The following is a 24,162-nucleotide window of genomic DNA, read 5'->3' as shown; positions in this document are numbered from 1 at the left end:
TCACCTGGTGCCGTGGAAGGCCGGTGGGGAGACTAATCCGCCGAATTTAACGATGTTGTGTGCCTATCACAACGGTATTAATGATGATGATCCGGATAAACCCACCGGGGCCGGCTATGTCTTCCGCCTGCGCGGTGAGGTTGGCTACATTCCGCCCTGGGCAGAACCGATCACCGCCCAGGCCGCTTACCAGCAAGCCCAGAACAACCTGCCCCGGCCAGGCTAAACCCCAACGCCATACCGCCCACGCGGACGCCCTCAGGGCCTCCGCGACATCGGCGATCCCACACGCAGGGGTAACGGTGCCGGTTAGTCCGTGAAGACCTGAATCTGCTCAGTGGCCGGGTTGTAGACGATGGAACCACCCTGGAAGTGAACGCGGACTTCCTTGCCGTTGCCAGTGAGGAGCTCATCGGACGTCGGCAGGCCAAGCTTGGCGGCATTGGTGCCGGTTGCCCACTCCTGAGCAATCTTGCCCACCAGCGCATGGGCGCCGGTCTCCTCGGAGTAGAGGACGATGCCGTTCTCGAAGAGCTGCGAGATGATTCCCGCCGTCTCATCCGGGCCACCGACAGCCAAGCCCAAGACCGGACCGAAGTTGTTGAGTACAGCAGTCCATGTGTCCTTGAGGCCTTCGTTCTTGCTCAAGGACAGAACCTTTGTCACAATGCCCGGAATCTGCTCGACCGGCAGGCCACCCACCTTCTGGTCCAGGTCAATCTGCTGATCCGAGCGGCTGTACATGATGCCGAAGACCGTTGCGGCCAAGCCGACGAGCGCGGTGATGGTGCTGACCGGAATCTCGGAATCACCCAGCGAAGACATCGGCTCCTGCGGTTCCGGATTGCTCGGGCGCGGGGCTGGGGCAGCAGTGGCAGTCTCAGTAGCCGGTGTGGTTGTCGTTGCTGACGGAGTGCTCGTGTAGTCATCATCGATCCAGTCCGTAGACGTCGTGGCACCAGACGTGATGGCTACATACTTCCTGTGCGCCGCCGCGCGAATCTGCGGCCAGCGGGCAGTCGTGTACTGGCCCGGGCACGCGGTGGCGTGCACATCACTATGGCCAAAGAAACCGTACACCGGGGCATAGGCGCCGGCCGGGTACTTCGAGCCGTTGAAGCCTCCGGAGCGCAGCTGAACGGTGGATTCCGGGTCAACCCCGGAAATTGCGGCCTTCCACCCAGCCAGGTCCGTGACGGACTCCAGCAACGCTGCGGTTGGCTGCGCAATCTCGTAGTTGCCAATCATCGAGATTCCCCAGGTGTTCTCATTGAAACCACCGATGTGCGCGCCCTGCACAGCCTCGTCGAGGCCACCATAGCGGCCCTCATAAATCGTGCCGTACTTATCCACCAGCGCGTTATAGCCGATATCGCACCAGCCCAAGGTCTGCGCGTGGTATTGGTATGCTGCGCGGACCTGTGCAGCTGCCTGCGCGCGGGTGTAGTCATTCGAACCTGCAGTGTGGTGCAAAGCGATAGCCTTGACGCCATCGTCATAATCCGGGCCCTTGCAGCGGATGTTCTCATCTGCGCCCCAACCGGCACGAGACACCACGCGCGGCATGCCATCAGTGTCAGCAGTCGGCTCGATGACCTCGCCCTCCTGGGCGTTGCCATCGATGAACACGGCTTCTAGGCCCTCGACGCTCGAGGTGTCCTCCACCTCTGCTACCGGTGCAATCTCACCCACGTTGTAGGCAACCGGCGCCGGCTGCGGGTTCGCGGAGCGCTCCGCAGCAGCATTGGCGGCGGCGAGGGAGGGGGCGAGGGAGACGTCGTCAAGCGCGGCGTCTTCTACTGGAGTCTCCGTCAAGGTCTCATCCAGGTTGGAGCCAGTGACGAGGTCGACGTTGTTGATGGACACCTGCACATCATTGGTGTCACCCACAAAGATGAGCTCGGTGCCATTCGTGGCGGAGGGGTCATCGCTGGAATAAGACATCGAGTCCATGTCGTACCACTCGGACCAGGAGCCGTCTGGCTGCTTCGCGCGGGCGAAGGCGGCGACATCGCGCGAGCCCTTCCACGTCACGGCAAAGGAGGAGAAGGTCTCATCGCGGTGGAACTGCTTGACCGCGCGCGGGCCGGACCCGTCACCTTGGGAGGCGATGGCGGGGTCATCGACGACAACCGTTTCGCCCGAACCGAAGGATTCGGAGTGAGAACTCACCTCAATGGGGCCGTTCCCGGCCTCCTGGGTCTGGAGAATGGTATGCCCGCCGAAGGCCGCGGTGGAGACCACGGCGATCGACGTGACCGCGGCGATAATCGGCGTGGACCACCGAGATTTCGTGGCAACAAGACGACGTTTCAGGTGCACTGTTACTCCCTAGGGGCTATCTGCAGGTTAAAAAGAGCGCAAAAAGTTAACTAACGGGACACATGTTACGACAGTTGCATGTGGTATTGGAGGTGTGACACGCGCGTGTTTGTCATCTGCGGCACCAGCGCTAGCGCTGTTTTAAGCTGGAGCCCATGACTGCATATGACCTCATTGTTGTTGGATCCGGATTCTTTGGCCTGACCGTTGCCGAGCGCGCGGCGTCCCAGCTGGGCAAGAAGGTGCTCATCGTCGAGCGCCGCGACCACCTGGGAGGCAACGCTTACTCCGAGGCTGAGCCGGAGACCGGCATCGAGGTCCACAAGTACGGTGCGCACCTCTTCCACACGTCGAATAAGCGCGTGTGGGACTACTGCAACCAGTTCACTTCTTTTACCGACTATCAGCACCGCGTTTTCGCCATGCACGACGGCACGGCCTACCAGTTCCCCATGGGCCTGGGCCTGATTAACCAGTTCTTTGGTCGCTACTACTCCCCGGATGAGGCGCGCGAGCTTATTAAGGAGCAGGCCGGCGAGTTTGCTGTGGATGAGGCGCAGAACCTGGAGGAGAAGGCCATCGCGTTGATTGGCCGCCCGCTCTACGAGGCCTTCATCCGCGATTACACCGCCAAGCAGTGGCAGACCGACCCGAAGGAGCTGCCGGCTGGCAACATCACCCGGCTGCCGGTGCGCTATACCTTCAACAACCGCTACTTCAATGACACCTACGAGGGCCTGCCGGTTGACGGCTACGCCGCGTGGCTGGAGAACATGGCAGCACACGAGAACATTGAGGTGCGTCTCAATACTGATTGGTTTGAGGTTCGAGATGAGCTGCGCTCCGAGTCTCCGGATGCCCCGGTGGTCTACACCGGTCCGCTGGACCGTTACTTCGACTTTGCCGAGGGTGAGCTGGGTTGGCGCACGCTGGACTTCGACCTGGAGGTGCTGGAGACCGGTGACTTCCAGGGCACCCCGGTGATGAACTACAACGACGCCGACGTGGACTACACCCGCATCCACGAGTTCCGTCACTTCCACCCGGAACGCGCCGACTCCTACCCCAAGGACAAGACGGTGATTATGAAGGAGTACTCGCGCTTCGCCGAGAAGGGCGATGAGCCGTACTACCCCATCAACACGCCGGAGGATCGCTCCAAGCTGGAGGCCTACCGCAAGCTCGCTGCTGCGGAAGCCCGTGAAAACAGGGTGCTGTTTGGTGGCCGCCTGGGTACCTACCAGTACCTAGATATGCATATGGCCATCGCTTCTGCGCTGAGCATGTTTGATAACAAGCTCGTGCCGTTCTGGAACGAGGGCAAGGCTTTGGAGCAGGAGCGCGGCCACTAACTAGTCTGTGGCGCTGCCTCGGCCGCTCCCAGTAGTGCAGCGCGGCGCGCTATGCTGAAACACCTCGATGGAAGGAGGTGACGGCATGGCTCAGCGCAAGAAAAAGAAGCGCGCAGACCGCAGCATGTGGAAGATGTCCCCGGAGCGGCTCGAGGAGCATCTCAAGCTCCGATCTCGCGCAACGCGGATTCCTGACAAAAAGAAAGAGCAATCAAAGAAGGCCTGCCGGAACACCCGGCAGGCCTTTGGCCTTGTCTGGGGCGAAAAATCGTGGGTGTGTGCCAGTTGTAAGGGGTTATGAACGAAAAACTTGAGGTCACGGCAGCAATCCGCTAAGGTTAACGCTAGGTTAACAACAGGCGAACAGAAAGTGAGGATATTATGACTTCCCTAAACGCCCGTCGTTTCGATACCTTGCGCCAGGATCTTCTTACCGATTACGGCCACGACTACAGTGCCGATGAGATTAACTCCTTCCTGGATGCTGCCATTGAGCGCCACGAAGCTGGCGCCACCCTAGATGAGTTCGTTCCCGTGATGGTTGAGCGCGAAGTGCGCGAGCACTTTGGTAGCCACCGTATTCACGTGCGCTTTGCTGCCGGCGCGGATCACGCCTTGGCGCAGGCCGCTGTGGCGCTGACAAAGAAGTACGCTGGTGAGGCCCTGCGGGTTGACGCAGCCGTGGCTCATCCCGAGAACGAGCCCAACTCCCACATGGCTCATGTGCTCAGCGAGCGCGGCATGGCCGAGCATCCGGATCGTTATCTCGAGGACCTGCGCCTTGTGACGATCCCGGATTACATCGTGTACCTTGGTCGCGACATCCCGCGTGATGAGGCCGGCAAGAGCATCAAGATTTGGGACATCGCTACCGCTGATACCGTCGAGGAGACTCGTGAGTTGGCAGATGACCTCGGTGCACGCGTGCACTACATGCTGAACCGCCTGGGCATCGAGCCCATCGCGGAGGACGCTCCAGTTACGGCCTAAACCTCCGGAGCCCTGCCGATAGTTGAGGGCGAAGTAGTACAGCCTCCAGAGATCTCTCGTAGATCCTGGGGGCTTTCGTGATCGGTAGCTTACGCAGTTCCTCAGACCTGGCTCAGCGCCGCGTGGGATCTCAGCGCAGCACTGGCAAACCACTACTCTTGGGTTCTGAATACTGTCGAAACCTGTGTGGAGAACCGAAGATATCGTGACTGCCAACAATTCTGCTGCGTACGAACCCGTACAGCGCATCCTGCTGCCCAAGCGCGGCGAGCCGGTCGACGTCCGCATGCTCTACCTCATCGAGTCTGAGCAAAACCGCGAGCGCCTCAGCTGGAGTGGCCGCACCTCCGTGACCATCCCGGCGGGCGAGGAAGCTTCCTTCGAGACCTACTTCAACGCCTTCCCGGCGGCCTACTGGCGCCGCTGGTCCCAGCTGAAGTCCATCGTGCTCGTGATGGACGTCGAGGGCGAGGCCAACATTTCCCTTTACCGCTCCAAGCAGGACGGTCAGCGCATTGCCGTGGCCAACCACGTGGTCACCACCGGCCACCACGAGTTTGAGCTGCCGCTGAAGAACTTCGAGGACGGTGGCTTGCTCTGGTTCGACGTGGCGGCGGTGGAGGACACCGTGCTTGCCGACGCCTCCTGGGCCGCCCCCCACGCCCCGAACCCGCAGCTCCTCCCGGACGGTAACGAATACCCGGCGCAGGAGAAGCGCGTCGCTGTGGGTATTCCAACCTTCAACCGCCCGACCGATGCCGTGGCCGCGCTGCAGGCGCTGGCGGAGGATCCGGTGGTCGATGGCATCATCGACTACGTCCTCATGCCGGACCAGGGCAACCAGCATCCGGCAGATGAGCCGGGCTATGACGACGCCGTCGCCCACTTCGGTGAGCGCTTCCGCGAATTCCGCCAGGGCAACCTGGGCGGCTCGGGTGGGTACTCCCGCATCATGTTTGAAGCACTGGAGAATACCGACTCGCCCTACATTCTCTACATGGATGATGACATTGCCATCGAGCCGGATTCCATCCTGCGCGCGGTTCAGGTGGCGCGTTATGCCGCCAAGCCCATCATCGTGGGCGGCGAGATGCTCAACCTGCAGGAGCGCTCCCAGCTGCGCACGACCGGCGAGCGCGTCAACCGCGCTGACTTCATGTGGGGCGCGGCCGAGCATGCCGTCTATGACCACGACTTTGCCAAGTACCCACTGCGCGCCATCGGCACCAAGGAATCTCACCTTGACCCGAAGAAGTACGACTCCCGCGCGCTGCACCGCCGCATTGATGTGGAATACAACGGCTGGTGGATGTGTCTCTTCCCGCGCATCGTTGCGGAGACCACCGGTCAGCCGCTGCCGTTGTTTATCAAGTGGGATGACACCGAGTACTCCCTACGTGCAGCATCCAAGGGTTTCCCCACGGTGACGTGGCCGGGTGCCGCCATTTGGCACATGGCCTGGGCGGATAAGGACGATGCCATCGACTGGCAGGCCTACTTCCACCTGCGCAACCGCCTCATCGTGGCAGCGCTCTACCACGAGGGTGACCCCCGCGGAATTACGCGCAGCATCTTCAAGTCCACCCTCAAGCACACTATGTGCATGGAGTACTCCACAATGGCCATCCAGCTGGAAGCCATGAAGGACTTTCTCGCCGGCCCGGATCAGCTCTTCGACATTCTGGAGTCCTCCCTGCCGCGCATCGCGGAGATCCGCAAGGGCTACTCTGACGCGGTGATTATCGAGTCCGCCGACCAGCTGCCCGCCCCGACGGGCGCGCCGGGCGTGCCCACCCGCAACGTAGGCGGCCGCCTGGGCAAGATCAAGAAGATCCCGTGGCTCATCAAGTCCGCCAAGCACCTAGTCACCAAGGAAGACCCGGCGCACCACGAGGCCCCGCAGCTCAACCTCACCCCAGAGGAGGCGCGCTGGTTCACGCTCTCCCGCGTGGACTCGGCTACCGTGTCCACCGCAGGCGGCACCGGCGTGGCTTTCCGCAAGCGTGACCGCGAACTGGCCAAGGAGCTGGTGAGCTCTACCCGAGAGCTGCTCAAGGAAATCGAGGAGAACTTTGATGACCTGCGCGCCGAGTACCGCGCAGCCTTGCCGGAGCTGACCTCGCGTGAGTCCTGGCGAAAGGTCTTCGATGCCCAGTAAGCTTTCCGTCGCCGAGTCGCGCGTCCTCGAAAACATCCAGGATGTGGCCTATGACGTGCCTGGCGTGCTGCCCACCGCCCGGGGCCTAAGCCACTTCGGTGAGCACGCCCTGGGCTGGATGGCGTTGTCCGCGCTGGGAGCAGGCGTGAACTACGCGAAGCCAGACAAGCGCCGCCAGTGGTCTTATGTCGGCGTGGGCGCATTTACCGCCCACGCGGCCAGCGTTGTGATCAAGCGCATTGTGCGCCGCAAGCGCCCGGACTATGACTACGTGAAGGTTGGCGTAAAAACGCCGTCTAAGCTGTCGTTTCCGTCGTCGCACGCGACGTCGACAAGCGCGTTCCTTGTGGGGGCCGCGCACGTTCTGGGAACCCCGGCGCCGCTTGTGGGCGTGCCGGTCATGATGGCCTCGCGTATGGTGCTCGGAGTACATTATCCTTCCGATACCGCACTCGGCGCCCTCCTCGGCGCCGCCACCGCGGAGGCCTGTTCCCGCTATGAAAGGAAGACCCGATGAGCACCCGACGCGTTGATGACGGCGAGCAGAAAGTCTTCCACTCGGAGCCGCACACCTCCGGCATCGATACCGGCCGCAAGCGCAAGCCGCCGAAGAACCTCGCCGATGGCATGGTCAAGGCCCTGCGCCCGAAGCAGTGGGTCAAGAATGTCCTGGTTCTCGCTGCCCCCGCAGCGGCAGGAGCGGACGCGCTGTTCCATACGCGCGTGCTTCTCGACGTCCTCCTCGCCTTCATCGTCTTCTGCATGGGCGCCTCCTCTATTTACCTCATCAATGACGCCCGCGATGTGGACGCTGACCGCGAGCACCCAACCAAGCGCTTCCGCCCCATCGCGGCGGGCGTGCTGCCGGTGAGCCTGGCCTATGTGATGGCGGCGGTGCTCATCGTTGGCTCGATTGGCCTGTCCTTCCTGGCCACGGCCGGACTGCAACTCGCCATCGTTATGGCCATCTACATTGGTCTGCAGCTGGGCTATTGCTTCGGCTGGAAGCACCTGCCCGTCATCGACATCGCCCTGGTGTCCTCCGGCTTCATGCTGCGCACCATGGCCGGTGGTGTGGCGGCCGGCATCGAGCTCTCCCAATGGTTCCTGCTGGTGGCCGCCTTCGGCTCGCTGTTTATGGCCTCGGGCAAGCGCTATTCGGAGATTCTTCTGGCGGAGCGCACGGGTGCGAAGATCCGCAAGTCCCTCGAAGGCTATACGCCGACCTACCTGCGCTTTGTGTGGACCCTGGCGGCCACCGCGGTGGTCATGTCCTACTCACTGTGGGGCTTCCAGCTCTCCAGCCAGGCCGGAGGTACGGCTGGTGTCTGGTACCAGGTGTCAATGGTGCCCTTCACCATCGCCATCCTGCGCTACGCGGCGGATGTTGACCGCGGCAATGGTGGCGCCCCGGATGAGATTGCGTTGGAGGATCGCGTCCTGCAGATCCTGGCACTGGCGTGGCTGGCCTGCATCGTCATGGCCGTCTACGTGATGCCCTCGATTGGTGGATAACTACTGTCTCAGTGCTACACTCTTTCCTCATGCGAAAACCCGATTCACGCACCGTCGCCGCGCTCAGCGCGTTGGCCTCGGTTATCGTAATCGGGGTTTTCTCGTTCTGGGGTGGGTTCGCGCGCCGCTGGATTTCCGATGACGGCCTCATCGTCCTGCGCACCGTCCGCAACCTCGAGGCCGGCAACGGGCCGGTCTTTAACGTGGGCGAACGCGTGGAAGCCAACACCTCCACGCTGTGGCAGTACCTCATCTTGCTCGCGCGCTGGATTTCTGGCGCCCCTCTGGAATCCATCGCCGTGAACCTGGGCCTGCTGCTCTCGGTCGCGGCGATGATGCTGGGAACGTGGGCAACCGCCCGCGGGCTCTACCGCTCCCACGCGTCCGCCGCGCGCAGCGCCGCGCCGCTCGTGCTTCCGGCCGGCGCGCTGGTCTATCTGGCGCTGCCCCCAGCGCGTGACTTTTTCACCTCCGGTTTGGAGTGGGGCCTGTCCATCTTCTACCTCGCGGCCTTGTGGGCGCTGCTGCTGCACTGGGCGGAATCCCGCGCCACGCGCACCGCGTACTGGCTGGCGCTGTGGGCAGGCCTGTCCTGGCTGGTGCGCCCAGAGCTCGCGCTCTACGGCGGGCTCACGGGGCTGCTGCTTCTGAGCGCGCACCGCAACTGGAAGGTCTGGCTCGGCATCCTCGGCGCAGCACTTCCCATCCCGGGCGCGTACCAACTCTTCCGGATGGGCTATTACGGTCTGGTGACGCCGCATACGGCGGTGGCGAAGTCGGCGTCGGAAAGCGCATGGTCCAGCGGCCTGAACTATCTTCAGGATTTCGCCGGGCCGTACGCCCTGTACCTGCCCGTGCTCGTGCTGGTGGTGGCCGGTGCGTGGGCTTCCCGTAAGCACCTGCGTCCCACGGCGCTGCGCAGCTCAACCGCGGTGACCTACCTGTTCCTCGGTGCCGCCACCGCGCATACCCTTTACATCCTGCGCGTCGGCGGTGACTTCATGCACGGCCGCATGCTCCTTCTGCCGCTTTTTGCCGCGCTGCTTCCCGTCTTCGTGCTGCCGCTGCGGGGCCTTCTCACGTGGCTTGCGGCAGCCCTGTGCGCAGTGTGGGCGCTGGTTGTTGTCCTGCGCGGCCACAACACGGACTGGGATGTCTATGAAAAACCACTCGACATCGTGGACGAGCGTGATTTCTGGACCTACGCCACCAACCGCGAGGCCGGCTACCCGCCGCGCTCAGCGCGTGACTACCTCACGATGAAGTTCATGAACGGCTACCCGGAAGCCATGGACAAGCTTGACGGCGGCGATGCCCTCGCCGTCATCTACGTGGAGGATAAGGCCGCCGACCGCCTCAACTGGCTCACCGTTCCGCGCGCGGAGGGAAGTGAGCAGCAGCCCTCGCTGTTCCTGGTGAACCTCGGTATGACGTCAATGAACGCGCCGCTTGGCGTCCGCGTCCAGGACACCGTCGGCTTGGCCACCCCGCTGGCCGCGCGCATGCCGCGCGACGAAGACGGGCGCATTGGCCACGACAAGTCCCTCGCCTTGGAATGGCAGGCCGCGCAGTCCGGCGCGGACATTGACTACCTGCCGCCGTGGTATGACAAGGAGAAGACCCGTCAAGCGCGCGCCGCGCTGGAGACCCCAGAGCTGAAGGAACTTGTCGCATCCTATAGCGAGCCCATGTCGTGGGAGCGCTTCCGTGCCAACCTGGCCTTTTCGCTGGGGGCGGGCCGTACGCTGCAGTTGTCGGAGGATCCGTCCGACTACCTTTCAGCCGGGTAGCCACCCCCATGGGGAGACAAAACTCGGGCGAGTGGGCTACTCTACTAAAGATTCTCGTTATTGATCCGTAACCATCGCTGGCGTGTTGGCGATGTAGTAGTGGCAGTAAAAGATGTTAAGGAGAAACATGAGTGCACTAAGCTCCGCCCTGCGGACACGTGTTCTGGCGGTCATCGCCGCCATCGCCGTTGCCTTGGGCCTCGTCGTCACCGCCGGCACCCAGGAGGCGTCCGCCGCCCACCGTGACTGGCTGCGCGGGGACGCCACCGGCGCCTGCGAGTGGGACCGCGTGGGGTACTGGGTCCAGCGCTGCGATGTTTGGTCGCAGGCCATGGGCCGCACCATTCCTGTGCAGGTTCAGCCGGCCAAGAACGGCGGCAACGCGGGCCTGTACCTCCTCGATGGTCTCCGCGCCACCGACCGCACCAACGCCTGGATCAATGACGTCAATGCGGCGCGCTCCTACGTGAACCACAACATCACCCTGGTCATGCCGGTGGGCGGCGCAGCATCCTTCTACGCGGACTGGCGCGGGCCCGCAACCTATGACTTGGTGAAGCCGGTGAACTACCAGTGGGAAACCTTCCTGACCCAGGAACTTCCGGCTTACCTTGAGGGTAACTTTGGTGTGGCCCGCAACAACAACTCCATCGCTGGCCTGTCCATGGGTGCTACGGCGGCGATCACCCTCGCGGGCAAGCACCCGGAGCAGTTCCGCCAGGCGCTGTCCTACTCCGGCTACCTCACCACGACTCTGCCGGGTGCGCAGACCTTTATGCGCCTTGCGCTTCTCGACGCCGGCGGCTTCAACATCAACGCCATGTACGGCTCCGTCATCAGCCCGAAGCGCTTCAGCAATGACCCCTTCAACCTGATTCCGGACCTGGCGGCGCACGGCACGGACGTTTACGTGTCTGCTGCCTCGGGTGTCCCGGGGCCGCTGGATCAGCAGCGCTACCTGCCGCAGCACATTGCTTCCGGCGTGGCTTTGGAAGCCTTCGCCAACGGCACCACTCGCCTGTGGGAGCTCAAGGCTCGGGCTATGGGTGTTCGCCTGCATACGGATTACCCGGCCCAGGGCCTGCACAACTGGGAGCAGTTCGGCTATCAGCTGGAACGCTCCAAGCCGCAGGTGCTGAACGTGATGAACGCGTGGTAAGCGCTTAAGCGGCGTCTTTCGTGCCGGCTTTTCCGGCGTCTCAGTGGCATCCTCGTGCTGAGACGGTGGGAAGAGCCGGCTTTGTCGTTTTCGGTGAGTAAAACTTGGGCGTGTCTGTCGTCCAAAAGTCTCAAGTTCAACTTAAACTTGAGCACACATTAGACCGCTCACCGCGTCTGCAGTGGCGAGTTCCGCAGGAGGGGAACCTGCGGAGCCCGCTCGATGCAACGTGCCTTCACTCGACACATCGCAAGGATTCACCAATGCCGAACACTGCGCCTTCTCAGAAGTCTGCACAGCCCTCCACGCGTGCCGGCCTGCGTTCCCCGTCCGCTGCTCGCAAGGGCCTGACCATTGCCGCTCTGCCCACCGCCGTGGCCGTGGGCCTTGCGCTCCTGCCTATGGCCAACGCACAGTCCTCCGGTTCCAGCTCCGGCGAGGGCCTCACTGACATCCTGGGAAGCTCCAACTTCTCGGATTCCTTCGCGCCGTCGAACCCGCCGCAGCGCACCCCGATTGAGACCGAGTACCCAGACATCGAGGGCTTGCCGGAGGGCGTGTCCGTTTCCCGTGTTGAGTACCTGACCAACCGCCACCTCAAGGTCTACATCAAGTCCGCTGCCATGCCGGACAAGGAGCAGGTCGTCCAGATTCAGCTGGCCCGTGACTGGTACTCCAACCCGGACAAGACCTTCCCGGAGGTCTGGGCACTTGATGGCCTGCGTGCCCGCGACGACGAGTCCGGCTGGACCATCGAGACCAACATCCTCTCCCAGTTCGCTGACCGCAACGTCAACCTCATCATGCCGGTGGGCGGCGAGTCCTCCTTCTACTCCGATTGGCAGCAGCCCGACAACGGCACGCACTACAAGTGGGAGACCTTCCTCATGCAGGAGCTCATCCCCGTTTTGGAGAAGGCCTACCGCTCCAACGGCCAGCGCGCGGTCACGGGTATCTCCATGGGTGGTACCGCGGCGATGAACCTGGCTGAGCGCAACCCGTGGGCGTTTAAGTTCGTCGGTTCCTTCTCCGGTTACCTTGACACCACGACCACCGGCATGCCGGAGGCCGTGACCGCCGCCCAGGCAGATGCCGGCGGCTACACCTCCACCAACATGTGGGGCGACCTCTACTCCCAAGATTGGATTGACCACGACCCGAAGCTGGGCATCGAGAACCTCAAGGACATGAAGGTCTACGTCTCCGCCGGCAACGGCAAGGATGACTATGGCCAGCTCGGTTCGGTGGCCAAGGGCAAGGCCAACATGGCCGGCGTGGGACTCGAGGCGATTTCCCGCATGTCCACCCAGACCTTCGTGGACTACGCCAAGCGTGCCGGCGTGGAGCCGGTTGTGAAGTTCCGCCCGACTGGCGTTCACAGCTGGGAATACTGGCAGTTCGAGATGACCGAGGCTTGGCCGTTCATTGCGGACGCCCTTGGTCTGGACAAGAGCGACCGCGGTGCGGACTGCACCCCGGTGGGTGCCATCGCTGAGGCCACTAAGTCCGGCATCATTGGTTCCTGCGTGAACAACGAGTATGACGTGGCCGAGCGCGGCAAGGCCCAGGACTTCCAGGCTGGTACCGCCTATTGGTCCCCGGAGACCGGCGCCCACGCCGTCATCGGACGCATCGGCGCCCGCTACTCCGAGCTCGGCGGCCCGACCTCCTGGTTGGGCTTCCCTGTGACCGGCGAGGAGAAGACCCCGGACGGCCGCGGCCGCTACGTCCACTTCGAGCACGGCTCCATCTACTGGACCCCAGAGAACGGCGCATGGCCCATCCCGAAGGACATCTTCGACGAGTGGGGTAAGAACGGCTACGAGGGCGGTGACCTCAAGTACCCGACCTCCGACGTCCGCAAGATCGGCGAGGGCGTGGTTCAGGAATTCGAGGATGGCGTGCTGACGCACAACCCGGATGGTTCCTTCCACATCGTTCACGGCGCTATCGGCGCCAAGTACAAGGAGCTCAAGGCCGCTGAATCCGACCTGGGCTACCCGGTCGGTGAGGAGAAGGCAGTCAATGGCGGCTTCTTCCAGGAGTTCGAGCACGGCAACATCTACTGGTCCATGGACTCCGGTGCGCACTACATCCTCAAGGGCGACATCTTTGAGGAGTGGGGCAAGCGCGGCTACGAGCAGGGCGAATTCGGCTGGCCGACGGAAGACTACACGGAGATCCCAGCCGGCGGCCTGACCCAGACCTTCCAGCATGGAGTCATCCGCAAGGTCATGGGCACCGTTCAGGCGGACAAGAAGTAAGCCATGCGCACGCGACGTCTGTCCTGTCCCGGCGCAGCGGCGGTGCTGCTGGCCGCCGGCGCACTACTGGCCGGCTGCGGTTCCGCGACCGTCGATGAAAGCGAAGCCACCGAGACCTCCGTGGCACCGCTCGAGCGTTCCGCGTCTTCGTCCTCGGCGAAAGCGTCGGGGGAGTCTTCTGGGGCGTCGACAAGCACCAGCGAGAACTCCTCTGCCGGCAGCTCTTCCCAGGGAACGGGAGACGAACCCGAGGACCGCGGCGCGCGCGAGGTCTCCGAAATCCCCGCACCCGCCCCTGAAGAAGGCCCCAACCAGGACTTCCTGGGCGCAGTCTCCCAGGGCGGCGTGAACACCGACGGCGTGGAGGACCAACTCATCGGTGCGGCCCAGGCTGCATGCCAAGGTGATACCGTCACCGTGCCCGCAGTGGCCGGCCAGCTCATCGAACAAGGCCGCAGCGAACTCAGCCACGAGCAGCTCACCCAGCTCATCACTGAGCAGGGACGCGCACTGTGTGCCGGCTAGTGCGCACAGCTTTCTGCCAGGGATTCTTTAGGCAATCCCGCACCTTCCCAAGCTAGATTTTCCCACCATGCGTAAAACATTCACCGTCCTCGCCGTCGTTGTCCTCCTCGCCATCATTGGCGGGGGAGCGGTTCACTTCCTCAACACCCGCAACGAGGGCGACACGGGAGTGCTTGTCCAGCCCTCCGACGATCCTGAACAGCCGGGCCAGGAAGAGCCCGCGCAGCCAGACTGGTGCCCGCGCTTCGAATTTGTCTCCGCGCCGGGTACCTGGGAATCTGCCGCGGACGATGATCCCATCAACCCCGGTGCCAACCCGAACTCCTTCATGCTTTCCATCACCAACCCGCTCAAGGAGGCCTACGTCCCTAGTGACGTCAAGGTGTGGACGCTGCCGTACACCGCGCAGTTCAAGAACATCAACGCCCAGCATGAGATGAGCTATGACGAATCCCGCGATGAGGGAACCTCCCGCCTGGAGGGCGAGCTGACCTACATGCACGAGACCTGCCCCGATACGCAGTTCATCCTGTCCGGATTCTCGCAGGGCGCGGTCATCGTGGGCGATGTCGCCGACCGCATTGGCGGCGGCAATGGCCCAATCCCTGCCAGCAGTGTGGCCGGCGTGGCGGTGATTGCGGATGGGCGTCGCGAAGGAGGTGTGGGCATCAACCCTGGTGCGCAGGTCGGAGGCGTCGGCGCGGAGATTGCGCTGCAGCCGGTCTCGACCCTCATTCAGGGCATTGTCCCGGGAGCAACGATGCGCGGTGCGCGCCCCAATGGATTCGGCGAACTAGCTGACCGCACCTTCCAGATCTGTGCGCCCAATGACTCCATCTGTGATGCGCCGCTCGATGTCAGCAACGGCCTCGATCGTGCGATGGACCTCATCGAAGCCAACGGTGTGCATGCCATGTACGCCTCCAACCCGAACGTCATCGAGGGAACCACGGCTAACCAGTGGGTAACGCAGTGGGCCAAGGGCATCATTGACGCGCACTAGTGCGTGCCATGTAACACTCTTGCCGTCCCGTCTGATATTTTCAGTATCAAAAGTACGTGACCTATCTATCCCCCTCACGAAGGAGCCCACATGGACCTGAAAGCCTTGATTGGCCAATTCTTCGACGACAAGGGCAACATCGCCCTGCCCCCGCACCTCACGTTGGCCGGCCTCGCGGAACATCTCTACGGCGCTGAACAGCAGGCCGGAGTCCCAGACCGCCCGGTCATGCGGCAGTGGGTTTTCAGTGACAACGCTGAGGGCACCCCGCGCGACTTTACGCGCTCCCAAGTCAATACCCGCATCAAGGTCGTGGCCGCGCGCCTTCAGCAGGTGGGCTCGATGGGGGACCGTGTGGCCATCCTGGCCGGCAACTCCCCGGAATACATCTTCGGTTTCTTAGGTGCCATGTATGCGGGCATGACCCCGATTCCGCTGTATGACCCGAACGAGCCGGGACACACCGACCACCTGCGCGCCGTGTTCGGGGATGCCAACCCGCCGGTCGTGCTCACCAACAACGTCTCAGCCGCGGCAAACCGCGCGTATTTCTCTGATCGCCCGGCCGCGGAGCGCCCGCGCATCATCTCCATTGATTCCCTACCGGATTCCCTGGCGGCGAGCTGGACCAACCCGTTGGAGACCGAGGAGGGCAAGGCGGCTCTCGCTGCGCTGAAGACCGCGCCGGTGGACCACCCGGCCTTCCTGCAGTACACCTCCGGTTCCACGCGCACCCCGGCAGGCGTGCTGCTGACCAACCGCAACATCATGACCAACGTGTTGCAGATCTTTAACGCGGTGCAGATTAAGCTGCCGCCGCGCGTGGTTTCCTGGCTGCCGATGCACCACGATATGGGCATCATCCTCGCCGTCTTCGTCACCATTCTGGGACTTAACCTGGAGATTATGACCCCGCGTGACTTCGTGCAGCAGCCCAAGCGGTGGGTGGATCAGATCAAGCGCCAGCCTATCGATTCCCAACTGCAGGGCACGTACGCCGTGGTTCCTAACTTCGCCCTGGAGCTCGCCGCGCGCTACGGTGCGCCGGCGGCGGGCGAGGAGCTGGATCTGTCCAATGTGGAGGGCATCATCATTGGCTCGGAGCCGGTGACGGAGTCTGCGGTGAATGCTTTCTGGGAGACCTTCGGCAAGGAGGAGTACGGTCTGCGTCGCGAGACCCTGCGCCCGTCCTATGGCATGGCGGAGGCATCCCTCATCGTCACCACGCCACAGACCCCGGAGCGCCCCATCATTTCGCACTTCGACCGCGAGCGCTTGGCGCACGGTGAGGCCGTCATCGTGGAGAAATCCGAGGATTCGGTGGCGTATGCGTCCTGTGGTCAGAGCGTTGTGGCCCAGGACCTCACCATCGTGGACCCGGAGACTCGAGCCGAGCTTGCCGACGGCCACGTGGGCGAAATCTGGCTGCACGGCGAAAACCGCGCTGCCGGCTATTTGGGCCGCGATGAGGAGACTGCCTCGACCTTCCACAACACCTTGGGCGAGCGCCTGGCGGAGGGCTCCCGCGTGCCGAATGCCCCGGAGGACAACAACTGGCTCGCCACCGGTGACTTGGCAGTGATCGTGGATAACCAGGTCTACATCACTGGCCGCCTCAAGGACCTCATCGTCGTGGCTGGTCGTAACCACTACCCGCAGGATATTGAGGGCACCGTGCAGGAGGCCTCCGCCCACGTGCGTGCGGACTCCATCGCGGCCTTCTCCGTTGACGGCGGCAGCACCGAGGAGCTGGTCCTGCTCATCGAGCGCGCCGACGGCGCTAGCCCCGCCGAGGACGATGCCGCCTCCGAGACCATCCGCTCCGCGGTCTCCTCGCACCATGGAGTAACACCTTCTGCGATTAAGTGGTTCAACGCCAACGAGATTAAGCGCACCTCCTCCGGCAAGATTGCCCGGCGCGTGGCCAAGAAGGAGTACCTCGCCTCCTAGCCCGCGCTTGGCGCCTACCGCGCTCAGCCCGAACGCAGCCCCTGCCTCCCTCCGTGGTGGGGGCTCTTGGCAGTCTGCGCCAACCTCGGCCGCGCGTGGGGCCACGGCTCTATGCCTACACGCGTGTGGAACTCACACGGGTTTTCGCAGGTGGGGGAACATAAGGGCATGTCGGTTATGAAACTCAAGTTAACGAAGTGAGATAATCGTCCGATAACTCGTATAGAAGCGTCGTCGAGCGCGCCTTCGTGCTGCGCAAAATCGACCGCCTTACACATAGTCCGCGTTAGAAAGCTAAAGATTTATGACCGTTGAAGAGCTTCGTGGCTGGCTGCGCACCTGGGTCGCGCAGACCACCGGCCTGTCCGCAGAGGAAATCACGGACACCAAGCCGCTGGAGAACTTCGGGCTGTCCTCGCGTGACGCCGTGGTTCTCTCCGGCGAATTAGAAAACCTCCTCGGTATTAAACTCGAGCCGACCGTGGCCTATGAGTACCCCACCATTGCGCAGCTGGCGGATCGCCTCGTCAACGGTGCGGCTACGGCGCAGGTAGAAACACCAGGTGTGACGCGGTCTAGTGCACCCGTTATCGAAGGCGGCGATATCGCCGTCATCGGCTATGCCGGTCGCTTCCCGGGAGCGAAGAACGTCGCTGAATTCTGGAACATGCTTGCCGAGGGCCGCCCCGGTACCGGACCGCTGCCTGTCGGCCGCTGGTCGGAATACTCCTCCGACCCAATTACCAGCGAGAAGATGGCGCAACAGAACACCGACGGTGGCTATATTGAGGACATCGCCAGCTTTGACGCTGAATTCTTCGGCCTCTCCCCGCTGGAGGCGGCCAACATGGATCCGCAGCAGCGCATCCTCCTCGAGGTGGCCTGGGAGGCCCTTGAGGACGCCGGCGTGCCCGCCAACCAGCTGCGCGGTACCGCCACCGGTGTCTACATGGGCTCCACCAACAATGACTACGGCATGCTCATCACCGCGGACCCGGCGGAGATGCACCCCTACGCCATGACTGGTACGTCGTCTGCCATCATTGCCAACCGCCTGTCCTATGCCTTCGACCTGCGCGGGCCCTCCATCAACGTGGACACCGCCTGCTCTGCGTCCCTCGTGGCCGTCAACCAGGCCGTGAAGGACCTGCGCGTGGGTGCTGCCGACGTGGCCCTGGCCGGCGGCGTCAATATCTTGGCTGGCCCGCACGCTTCCATCGGCTTCAGCGAGTTGGGTGTCACCTCGCCCACGAGCGCTATCCACGCTTTTTCCGACGACGCCGACGGCATCGTCCGCGCGGACGCCGCAGGAGTGCTCGTGCTCAAGCGGCTTGCCGACGCCGAACGCGACGGCGACACCATCGCCGCCGTCATCAAGGGCTCCGCCGTCAACTCCGACGGCCACTCCAACGGCCTGACCGCCCCGAACCCGGAGGCGCAGGTTGACGTCCTTGAGCGCGCCTATGCCGATGCCGGCATCCGCCCGCAGGATGTGGACTACGTCGAGGCCCACGGCACCGGCACCATCCTCGGTGATCCTATCGAGGCCACCGCGCTGGGCCGCGTGCTCGGTCCAGGCCGCCAGGCCGCTACCCCGACTCTCCTGGGCTCGGCCAAGACCAACATCGGCCACTCCGAATCCGCCGCAGGTGTCGTCGGCCTCATCAAGGTCATCGAAGGTATGCGCCACGGCATCATCCCACCGAACATCAACTACGCCGGCCCCAACCGCTACATCGACTTCGACGCCGAGCACCTCGAAGTGGTCGAGGACCCACGCGAGTGGCCCGAGTACTCGGGCCAGAAAATCGCCGGCGTCTCTGGCTTCGGCTTCGGCGGCACCAACGCGCACATCGTCCTTACCGATTACCGCGGGCTGACCCACCAGGATGCCCCGCAGGTTGCTGTCGGCGAAGGCCAGCCGGTGGCCTTGCCGGTCTCCGGCTTGCTGCCCTCGCGTCGTGCGGCCGCCGCGGCCGACCTTGCGGATTACATCGAAGCCGAGGACCCGAACCTGCTCTCCCTGGCCCGCACCCTCGCCCGCCGCAACCATGGAAGGTCGCGGGCGGTGGTGGTGGCGTCGTCAAGCGAAGAGGCCATCAAACGCCTGCGTCAGGTGTCGGAGGGAACCGTCTCCGTGGGCATCGCCGCGGCGGATTCCCCGACGGTGCACGGCCCGGTCTTCATGTACTCCGGCTTCGGCTCGCAGCACCGCAAGATGGCCAAGGACATGATCGAGATCTCCCCGCTGTTTAAACAGCGCCTGGAGGAGCTCGACGCCATCGTGGCCTATGAGTCCGGCTGGTCCATCCTGGAACTGGTCCACGATGATTCCCAGACCTACAACACCGAGACCGCGCAGGTGGCGATTACCGCCATCCAGATTGCGCTGACGGACCTGCTCGCCGCGTTCGGCGTCCGCCCGGCTGGTGTCATCGGCATGTCCATGGGTGAGATCGGTGCGGCCTACGCCTCCGGCGGCATCACCGCCGAGGATGCCATGCTCATTGCCTGCCACCGCGCGCGCCTCATGGGGGAGGGCGAAGCCTCGCTTCCCGACGATCAACAGGGCGCCATGGCCGTCGTCGAACTCTCCGCCGAGGAGATCGACGCCCTGCCTGGACATATCGAGCCCGCCGTCTACACCGGCCCCGGCATGACCACCGTGGGCGGCCCGCGCGAGGAAGTCCTCGGGCTGGTGGAAAAACTCGAAGGTGAAGGCAAGTTCGCCCGCGCCCTCAACGTCAAGGCCGCCGGCCACACCTCCGCCGTGGACCCGCTGCTGGGTGAGCTCTACGCCGAAATCGCCGGCATTGAGGCCCGCCCGCTGCACACCACGCTGTTTTCCTCCGTGGACCGCGGCAAGGCTTACCGCCCAGGGACCGTCGTGCACGATGCGGACTACTGGATCCGCATGACCCGCCACTCCGTCTACCTGCAGGATGCGACCGAGTCGGCCTTTGATGCGGGCCACACGCAGATTGTGGAGATCTCCCCGAACCCGATTGCCCTCATGGGCCTCATGTCCACCGCTTTTGCCGCGGGCAAGGCGGATGCGCAGCTGCTCTACAGCTTGAAGCGCAAGGTCGATCCCACCGAGTCCCTGCTGGATCTGCTGTCCAAGCTCTACGCCGCGGGCGCCCCGGTGGAGTACACGAAGGTCTTCGGATCCGGCGCGCTTATCGACGCCCCCTCCACCCGCTTCCGCCGCCAGCGCTTCTGGACCAACGCCCGCCCGTCCTCCGGTGTGTCCGGCCTGCCTGGTGCGCGCGTCACCCTGCCGGAAGGGGCCGTGGCCTTCTCCACGAATGCGGACCAGGCACCGAGTGCACTGGCGCTGCTGGAGGCCGCCGCTGAGGCCGTGACCCCGGGTGCGCAGATTGCCGCCAGCGAGGAACACCTCGATCTTCCCGCGAAGGGTGAGGTCACCACCATCGTCCGCCGCACGTTGGGCGGTTTGTCCGTAGCGGTGCACTTTGTCGACGGTGCGTCGACCAAGCTCATCGCGGAAGGCTTTGCCTCGACCCTGAACCTCGCGGCCCCCGCCGCCACCCCGGAGCCGAGCCTGCCGCAGGCGGTCACCGCGCCGCAGTTTGCTGATCCTGAGGTGGGCGTCGACGCCGTGCGCTGGGACCCTGCGAAGGAAACGGTGGAGGAGCGCCTGTCCCTCATCGTCTCGGAGTCCATGGGCTATGACGTCTCCGATTTGCCGCGCGAGCTGCCGCTCATTGACCTGGGTCTGGATTCGCTCATGGGCATGCGCATCAAGAACCGCGTGGAGAATGACTTCCAGATCCCGCCGCTGCAGGTGCAGGCGCTTCGCGACGCCTCCCTCGCCGACGTCATCACCATGGTCGAGCAAGCCGTTGCCGAGCAGACCCCTGCCGCGTCTGCCGCTGGTGCTTCCGACGCCGCCACCCCGGCCGACGCGACCCCGGCCGAGGCTACCGCGCCCTTCGCGCTCACCGAGAGCAACGAAACCGGCGCGGACGCCTCCACCGTGAGCGCGAAGGGCGGGGCGGACGAGGAACGCGGGGACAACCACGGCGCGGATGGAGCTCAGAACGACGGTGAGCGCGACGGCGAGGCTGAGGGCGTGGGTGTGGCCCCGCGCGATGCCTCGGAGCGCATGGTCTTTGGCACCTGGGCCACCTTCACGGGCAAGGCCGCGGCCGGCGTGACCTCCGCGCTGCCGGAGGTGAGCGACGAGGTGGCCGCCCAGATCGCTGAGCGCCTCACGGAGCGCGCCGGCATCGAGGTCACCGCACAGCAAGTCCACGAGGCCGAGGCCTTGGAGAACTTGGCGGACCTCGTGCGCGAGGGCCTGGAAACCGAGGTTGAGGGCAACATCCGCGTGCTGCGCGAGGCCGACGGTCCCGCCGTCTTCATGTTCCACCCGGCCGGCGGCACGACGGTGGTCTACCAGCCGCTGACCCGCCGCCTGCCTGCCGACGTTGCCGTGTACGGCGTCGAGCGCCTTGAAGGCAGCTTGGAGGATCGCGCCGCGGCCTACATCGAGGACATCCTGCGCTACGCGCGCGGGCGCAAGGTCGTGCTCGGTGGCTGGTCCTTCGGCGGCGCGCTGGCCTATGAGGTGGCCTACCAGCTGCAGGAGCGTAGCTCTCGCGGCGAGGAGTCGGCCGAGGTCGCCTTCATCGCGCTGCTGGACACCACCCAGCCCGCCCACCCGGCGCCCGATACCCTCGAGGAAACCAAGGCGCGCTGGGGCCGCTACGCAGCCTTTGCCAAGAAGACCTACGGCCTCGACTTCGACCCGCCCTACGAGATGCTGGAAACCGTCGGCGAAGATGCGCTTATGGCCATGCTCGCCGAGTTCCTCACCTCCACCGACGCTTCCGAGCACGGCCTGTCCGCCGGCGTACTCGAGCACCAGCGTGCGTCCTTCGTGGACAACCAGATTTTGGGGTCGCTGGATATGGGAAGGTGGGCGTCGGTAAGCGTGCCGGTGCTGTTGTTCCGCTCCGAGCGCATGCATGACGGCGCCATCGAGCTCGAGCCAGCGTACGCGGAGATTAACCCGGACGGCGGCTGGGGCGTTATCGTGAAGAATCTGGAGATTGTGCAGCTGCCCGGCGACCACCTGGCGGTTCCTGACGAGCCGGCAATCGGTATCGTGGGCAAGCACATGGAGGATTGGATCGAGGAGAAGATTCGCAAGTGACTAGCACCGCTGACAAGCTGGCAGACCTGCGCGAGCGCCTCGAGCGCGCCCAAGACCCTGGTAGCGAGCGTTCCCGTGCCCGCCGCGACGAGGCCGGCCGCTCGACGCCGCGCCAACGCATCGCCGCGCTTCTCGACGAAGGCTCGTTCGTCGAAACCGGTGCCCTAGGCAAAACCCCCGGCGACCCGGACGCGATTTACTCCGACGGCGTGGTCACCGGCCACGGCCGCATCAACGGCCGCCCGGTGTGCATCTATGCGCACGACAAGACCGTCTACGGCGGTTCCGTGGGCGTGACCTTTGGTAAGAAGGTCACCGACATCATGGACCTAGCCATCAAGATTGGCTGCCCGGTCATCGGTATCCAGGATTCGGGTGGTGCGCGAATCCAGGATGCGGTGACCTCGCTTGCCATGTACTCCGAGATTGCCCGCCGCCAGCTCCCGCTGTCTGGCCGCAGCCCGCAGATTTCCATCATGATGGGCAAGTCCGCCGGTGGTGCGGTGTATGCCCCGGTGACTACGGACTTCATCATCGCCGTCGACGGTGAGGCGGAGATGTACGTGACGGGACCGAATGTGATCAAGGAGGTCACGGGTGAGGAGATTTCTTCCCACGACTTGGGCTCCGCCCGCCAGCAGGAGCTCAACGGCAACGTGTCCGTCGTGGTGCCCTCGGAGGATGATGCCTTCGACCTTGTGCGCGATCTGCTCGACCACCTGCCGCTGACCTGCTTCGATGAGGCGCCTGTCTTTGACGCGCCCTCTGATGAGGAAGTAGCCCAGGACACCGAGCTGGATTCCTTCATGCCGGATGACACGAACGCCGGCTATGACATGATGGATTTGCTCACGCAGCTTGGCGACGATGACGAGCTCATCGAAATCCAAGAAAACTACGCGCCCAACGTCATCACCGCCTTCGGCCGCATCGACGGCAAGGCCGTGGGCTTTGTGGCGAATAACCCGATGCATTCGGCGGGTTGTATCGATGCGGACGCCGCCGATAAAGGTGGGCGTTTTATCCGTATCTGCGATGCCTACAACATCCCGCTGGTCTTCGTTGTCGATACGCCGGGGTACCTGCCAGGCGTGGACCAGGAGAAGGCTGGTCTGATTCACCGTGGCGCGAAGTTTGCGTTCGCCGTGGTGGAGGCCACCGTGCCGAAGGTATCGCTCATCGTGCGCAAGGCCTACGGTGGTGCGTATGCCGTGATGGGGTCGAAGAACCTGACCGGTGACATCAACCTGGCGTGGCCGACGGCCCAGATTGCCGTGATGGGCTCGGCGGCCGCCGTGGTCATGATTGCGGGCAAGCAGCTGGAAGCTGCCGAGACCCCGGAGCAGCGCGCCATGACGAAGAAGATGTTCATGGATTTCTACGACGAAACCATGACCGCGCCCTATGTCGCCGCGGAGCGCGGCTACCTCGACGGCATGATTAAGCCCTCCGAGTCGCGCCTAGCCCTGCGCCGTGCGCTGCGCCAGCTGGCCGATAAGCAGGAGAAGGACTTGCCCAAGAAGCACACCATCTCCCCGCTCTAGCGCCGGTTGTGCTCCCCGACTGTATGCCGGTTTTCTTGCAGGGGCGTAACGTCAAGGGCATCCGTGCACGATAGACATAAAGTCTAGGTAATCGAATAAAGGAGAATTATCATGCTCTCTAGCGTTATTGACCTTGGTGGCGACGTCATCAATCTTGTCATCATGCTGCTCAATCGGGCTGGCGTTACCGTTTCCGGCTCCTCCCTGAGCTCGAAGTAAGTCCCACGCTAATAGCACCCCTCCGCACGGCTCCTTAGGGCCCTGCGGAGGGGTGCTTCGTTATTGCGCTAAATGGGCGGTTTCTGGTGAACACGACGGCATCGGGCTTATGTAGGGATAACACAGGACAGTTCGGAGCTGCCGAGCACTGTTTGCCTCTTAGAGAAGCTCAATCCGTGGTTCGCTCAA

The 24,162-nt window shown here is 63.7% G+C and carries 15 protein-coding genes and 1 pseudogene; 15 read left to right on the top strand and 1 reads right to left on the bottom strand.

The features are described 5' to 3' along the window. Positions 1-226: pseudogene (locus HMPREF3149_RS13970) on the top strand (HNH endonuclease); the annotation flags it as partial. An 83-nt stretch (positions 227-309) separates the two neighbouring features. Here the strand turns inward: HMPREF3149_RS13970 and HMPREF3149_RS10595 are convergent. After that, positions 310-2,322, bottom strand: a complete 2,013-nt coding sequence (locus tag HMPREF3149_RS10595) for an N-acetylmuramoyl-L-alanine amidase (protein ID WP_083280856.1) — start codon at positions 2,320-2,322, stop codon at positions 310-312. Positions 2,323-2,477: 155 nt separating this feature from the next. On the opposite strand from HMPREF3149_RS10595, the gene glf reads away from it, so the two are divergent. The 14 genes from glf to HMPREF3149_RS10525 all read left to right on the top strand — a co-directional run bounded on the left by glf (position 2,478) and on the right by HMPREF3149_RS10525 (position 23,754). Then, a complete protein-coding gene (glf, locus tag HMPREF3149_RS10590) occupies positions 2,478-3,674 on the top strand; it encodes a UDP-galactopyranose mutase (protein WP_070538041.1) in 1,197 nt (398 codons plus the stop codon). An 85-nt stretch (positions 3,675-3,759) separates the two neighbouring features. Beyond that, positions 3,760-3,975: a hypothetical protein gene (locus HMPREF3149_RS10585; protein ID WP_070538039.1), complete on the top strand. Its 216-nt coding sequence runs from the start codon at positions 3,760-3,762 to the stop codon at positions 3,973-3,975. An 80-nt stretch (positions 3,976-4,055) separates the two neighbouring features. Further along, the gene (locus tag HMPREF3149_RS10580; protein ID WP_070538037.1) at positions 4,056-4,664 is read left to right on the top strand and encodes a three-helix bundle dimerization domain-containing protein; all 609 of its coding nucleotides are present in this window, start codon (positions 4,056-4,058) and stop codon (positions 4,662-4,664) included. A 205-nt stretch (positions 4,665-4,869) separates the two neighbouring features. Further along, the gene (locus HMPREF3149_RS10575) at positions 4,870-6,822 is read left to right on the top strand and encodes a glycosyltransferase (protein WP_070538035.1); all 1,953 of its coding nucleotides are present in this window, start codon (positions 4,870-4,872) and stop codon (positions 6,820-6,822) included. Beyond that, entirely contained in the window at positions 6,812-7,339 is a 528-nt protein-coding gene (locus HMPREF3149_RS10570; RefSeq protein WP_070538033.1) for a phosphatase PAP2 family protein, read from the top strand. The genes HMPREF3149_RS10575 and HMPREF3149_RS10570 overlap by 11 nt, the downstream gene beginning before the upstream one ends. Next, positions 7,336-8,337 (top strand): decaprenyl-phosphate phosphoribosyltransferase, encoded by a 1,002-nt coding sequence (locus tag HMPREF3149_RS10565; RefSeq protein WP_070538031.1) that lies wholly within the window; start codon positions 7,336-7,338, stop codon positions 8,335-8,337. Before HMPREF3149_RS10570 ends, HMPREF3149_RS10565 begins: the two co-directional genes overlap by 4 nt. A gap of 29 nt (positions 8,338-8,366) precedes the next feature. Then, entirely contained in the window at positions 8,367-10,127 is a 1,761-nt protein-coding gene (locus HMPREF3149_RS10560) for an arabinofuranosyltransferase AftB family protein (RefSeq protein ID WP_070538029.1), read from the top strand. A gap of 127 nt (positions 10,128-10,254) precedes the next feature. Next, positions 10,255-11,286 (top strand): alpha/beta hydrolase, encoded by a 1,032-nt coding sequence (locus tag HMPREF3149_RS10555; RefSeq protein ID WP_141741517.1) that lies wholly within the window; start codon positions 10,255-10,257, stop codon positions 11,284-11,286. A 263-nt stretch (positions 11,287-11,549) separates the two neighbouring features. Further along, complete coding sequence (locus tag HMPREF3149_RS10550) at positions 11,550-13,550, top strand: alpha/beta hydrolase-fold protein (RefSeq protein WP_070538025.1); 2,001 nt, start codon at positions 11,550-11,552, stop codon at positions 13,548-13,550. A gap of 3 nt (positions 13,551-13,553) precedes the next feature. Further along, positions 13,554-14,075, top strand: coding sequence for a hypothetical protein (locus HMPREF3149_RS10545; protein WP_070538024.1), 522 nt, complete (start codon positions 13,554-13,556; stop codon positions 14,073-14,075). A gap of 67 nt (positions 14,076-14,142) precedes the next feature. Continuing rightward, complete coding sequence (locus tag HMPREF3149_RS10540; RefSeq protein WP_070538022.1) at positions 14,143-15,078, top strand: cutinase family protein; 936 nt, start codon at positions 14,143-14,145, stop codon at positions 15,076-15,078. 90 nt (positions 15,079-15,168) lie between these two features. After that, a complete protein-coding gene (locus HMPREF3149_RS10535) occupies positions 15,169-17,028 on the top strand; it encodes a FadD32-like long-chain-fatty-acid--AMP ligase (RefSeq protein ID WP_070538020.1) in 1,860 nt (619 codons plus the stop codon). Positions 17,029-17,332: 304 nt separating this feature from the next. Beyond that, complete coding sequence (locus HMPREF3149_RS10530) at positions 17,333-22,210, top strand: type I polyketide synthase (protein ID WP_070538018.1); 4,878 nt, start codon at positions 17,333-17,335, stop codon at positions 22,208-22,210. Continuing rightward, a complete protein-coding gene (locus tag HMPREF3149_RS10525) occupies positions 22,207-23,754 on the top strand; it encodes an acyl-CoA carboxylase subunit beta (protein WP_042532625.1) in 1,548 nt (515 codons plus the stop codon). The genes HMPREF3149_RS10530 and HMPREF3149_RS10525 overlap by 4 nt, the downstream gene beginning before the upstream one ends. Positions 23,755-24,162: the final 408 nt, after the last annotated feature.

The sequence above is a fragment of the Corynebacterium sp. HMSC05E07 genome, from assembly GCF_001807225.1.
Lineage (GTDB): Bacteria > Actinomycetota > Actinomycetes > Mycobacteriales > Mycobacteriaceae > Corynebacterium > Corynebacterium singulare.
This window is presented reverse-complemented; position numbering and strand designations above follow the sequence as displayed.

Excerpts from the sequence above, each read along its gene's own strand:
- glf (WP_070538041.1), top strand. The coding sequence starts at position 2,478 with ATGACTGCATATGACCTCATTGTTGTTGGATCCGGATTCTTTGGCCTG.
- HMPREF3149_RS10585 (WP_070538039.1), top strand. The coding sequence starts at position 3,760 with ATGGCTCAGCGCAAGAAAAAGAAGCGCGCAGACCGCAGCATGTGGAAG.
- HMPREF3149_RS10580 (WP_070538037.1), top strand. The coding sequence starts at position 4,056 with ATGACTTCCCTAAACGCCCGTCGTTTCGATACCTTGCGCCAGGATCTT.
- HMPREF3149_RS10570 (WP_070538033.1), top strand. The coding sequence starts at position 6,812 with ATGCCCAGTAAGCTTTCCGTCGCCGAGTCGCGCGTCCTCGAAAACATC.
- HMPREF3149_RS10565 (WP_070538031.1), top strand. The coding sequence starts at position 7,336 with ATGAGCACCCGACGCGTTGATGACGGCGAGCAGAAAGTCTTCCACTCG.
- HMPREF3149_RS10560 (WP_070538029.1), top strand. The coding sequence starts at position 8,367 with ATGCGAAAACCCGATTCACGCACCGTCGCCGCGCTCAGCGCGTTGGCC.
- HMPREF3149_RS10555 (WP_141741517.1), top strand. The coding sequence starts at position 10,255 with ATGAGTGCACTAAGCTCCGCCCTGCGGACACGTGTTCTGGCGGTCATC.
- HMPREF3149_RS10550 (WP_070538025.1), top strand. The coding sequence starts at position 11,550 with ATGCCGAACACTGCGCCTTCTCAGAAGTCTGCACAGCCCTCCACGCGT.
- HMPREF3149_RS10545 (WP_070538024.1), top strand. The coding sequence starts at position 13,554 with ATGCGCACGCGACGTCTGTCCTGTCCCGGCGCAGCGGCGGTGCTGCTG.
- HMPREF3149_RS10540 (WP_070538022.1), top strand. The coding sequence starts at position 14,143 with ATGCGTAAAACATTCACCGTCCTCGCCGTCGTTGTCCTCCTCGCCATC.
- HMPREF3149_RS10535 (WP_070538020.1), top strand. The coding sequence starts at position 15,169 with ATGGACCTGAAAGCCTTGATTGGCCAATTCTTCGACGACAAGGGCAAC.
- HMPREF3149_RS10530 (WP_070538018.1), top strand. The coding sequence starts at position 17,333 with ATGACCGTTGAAGAGCTTCGTGGCTGGCTGCGCACCTGGGTCGCGCAG.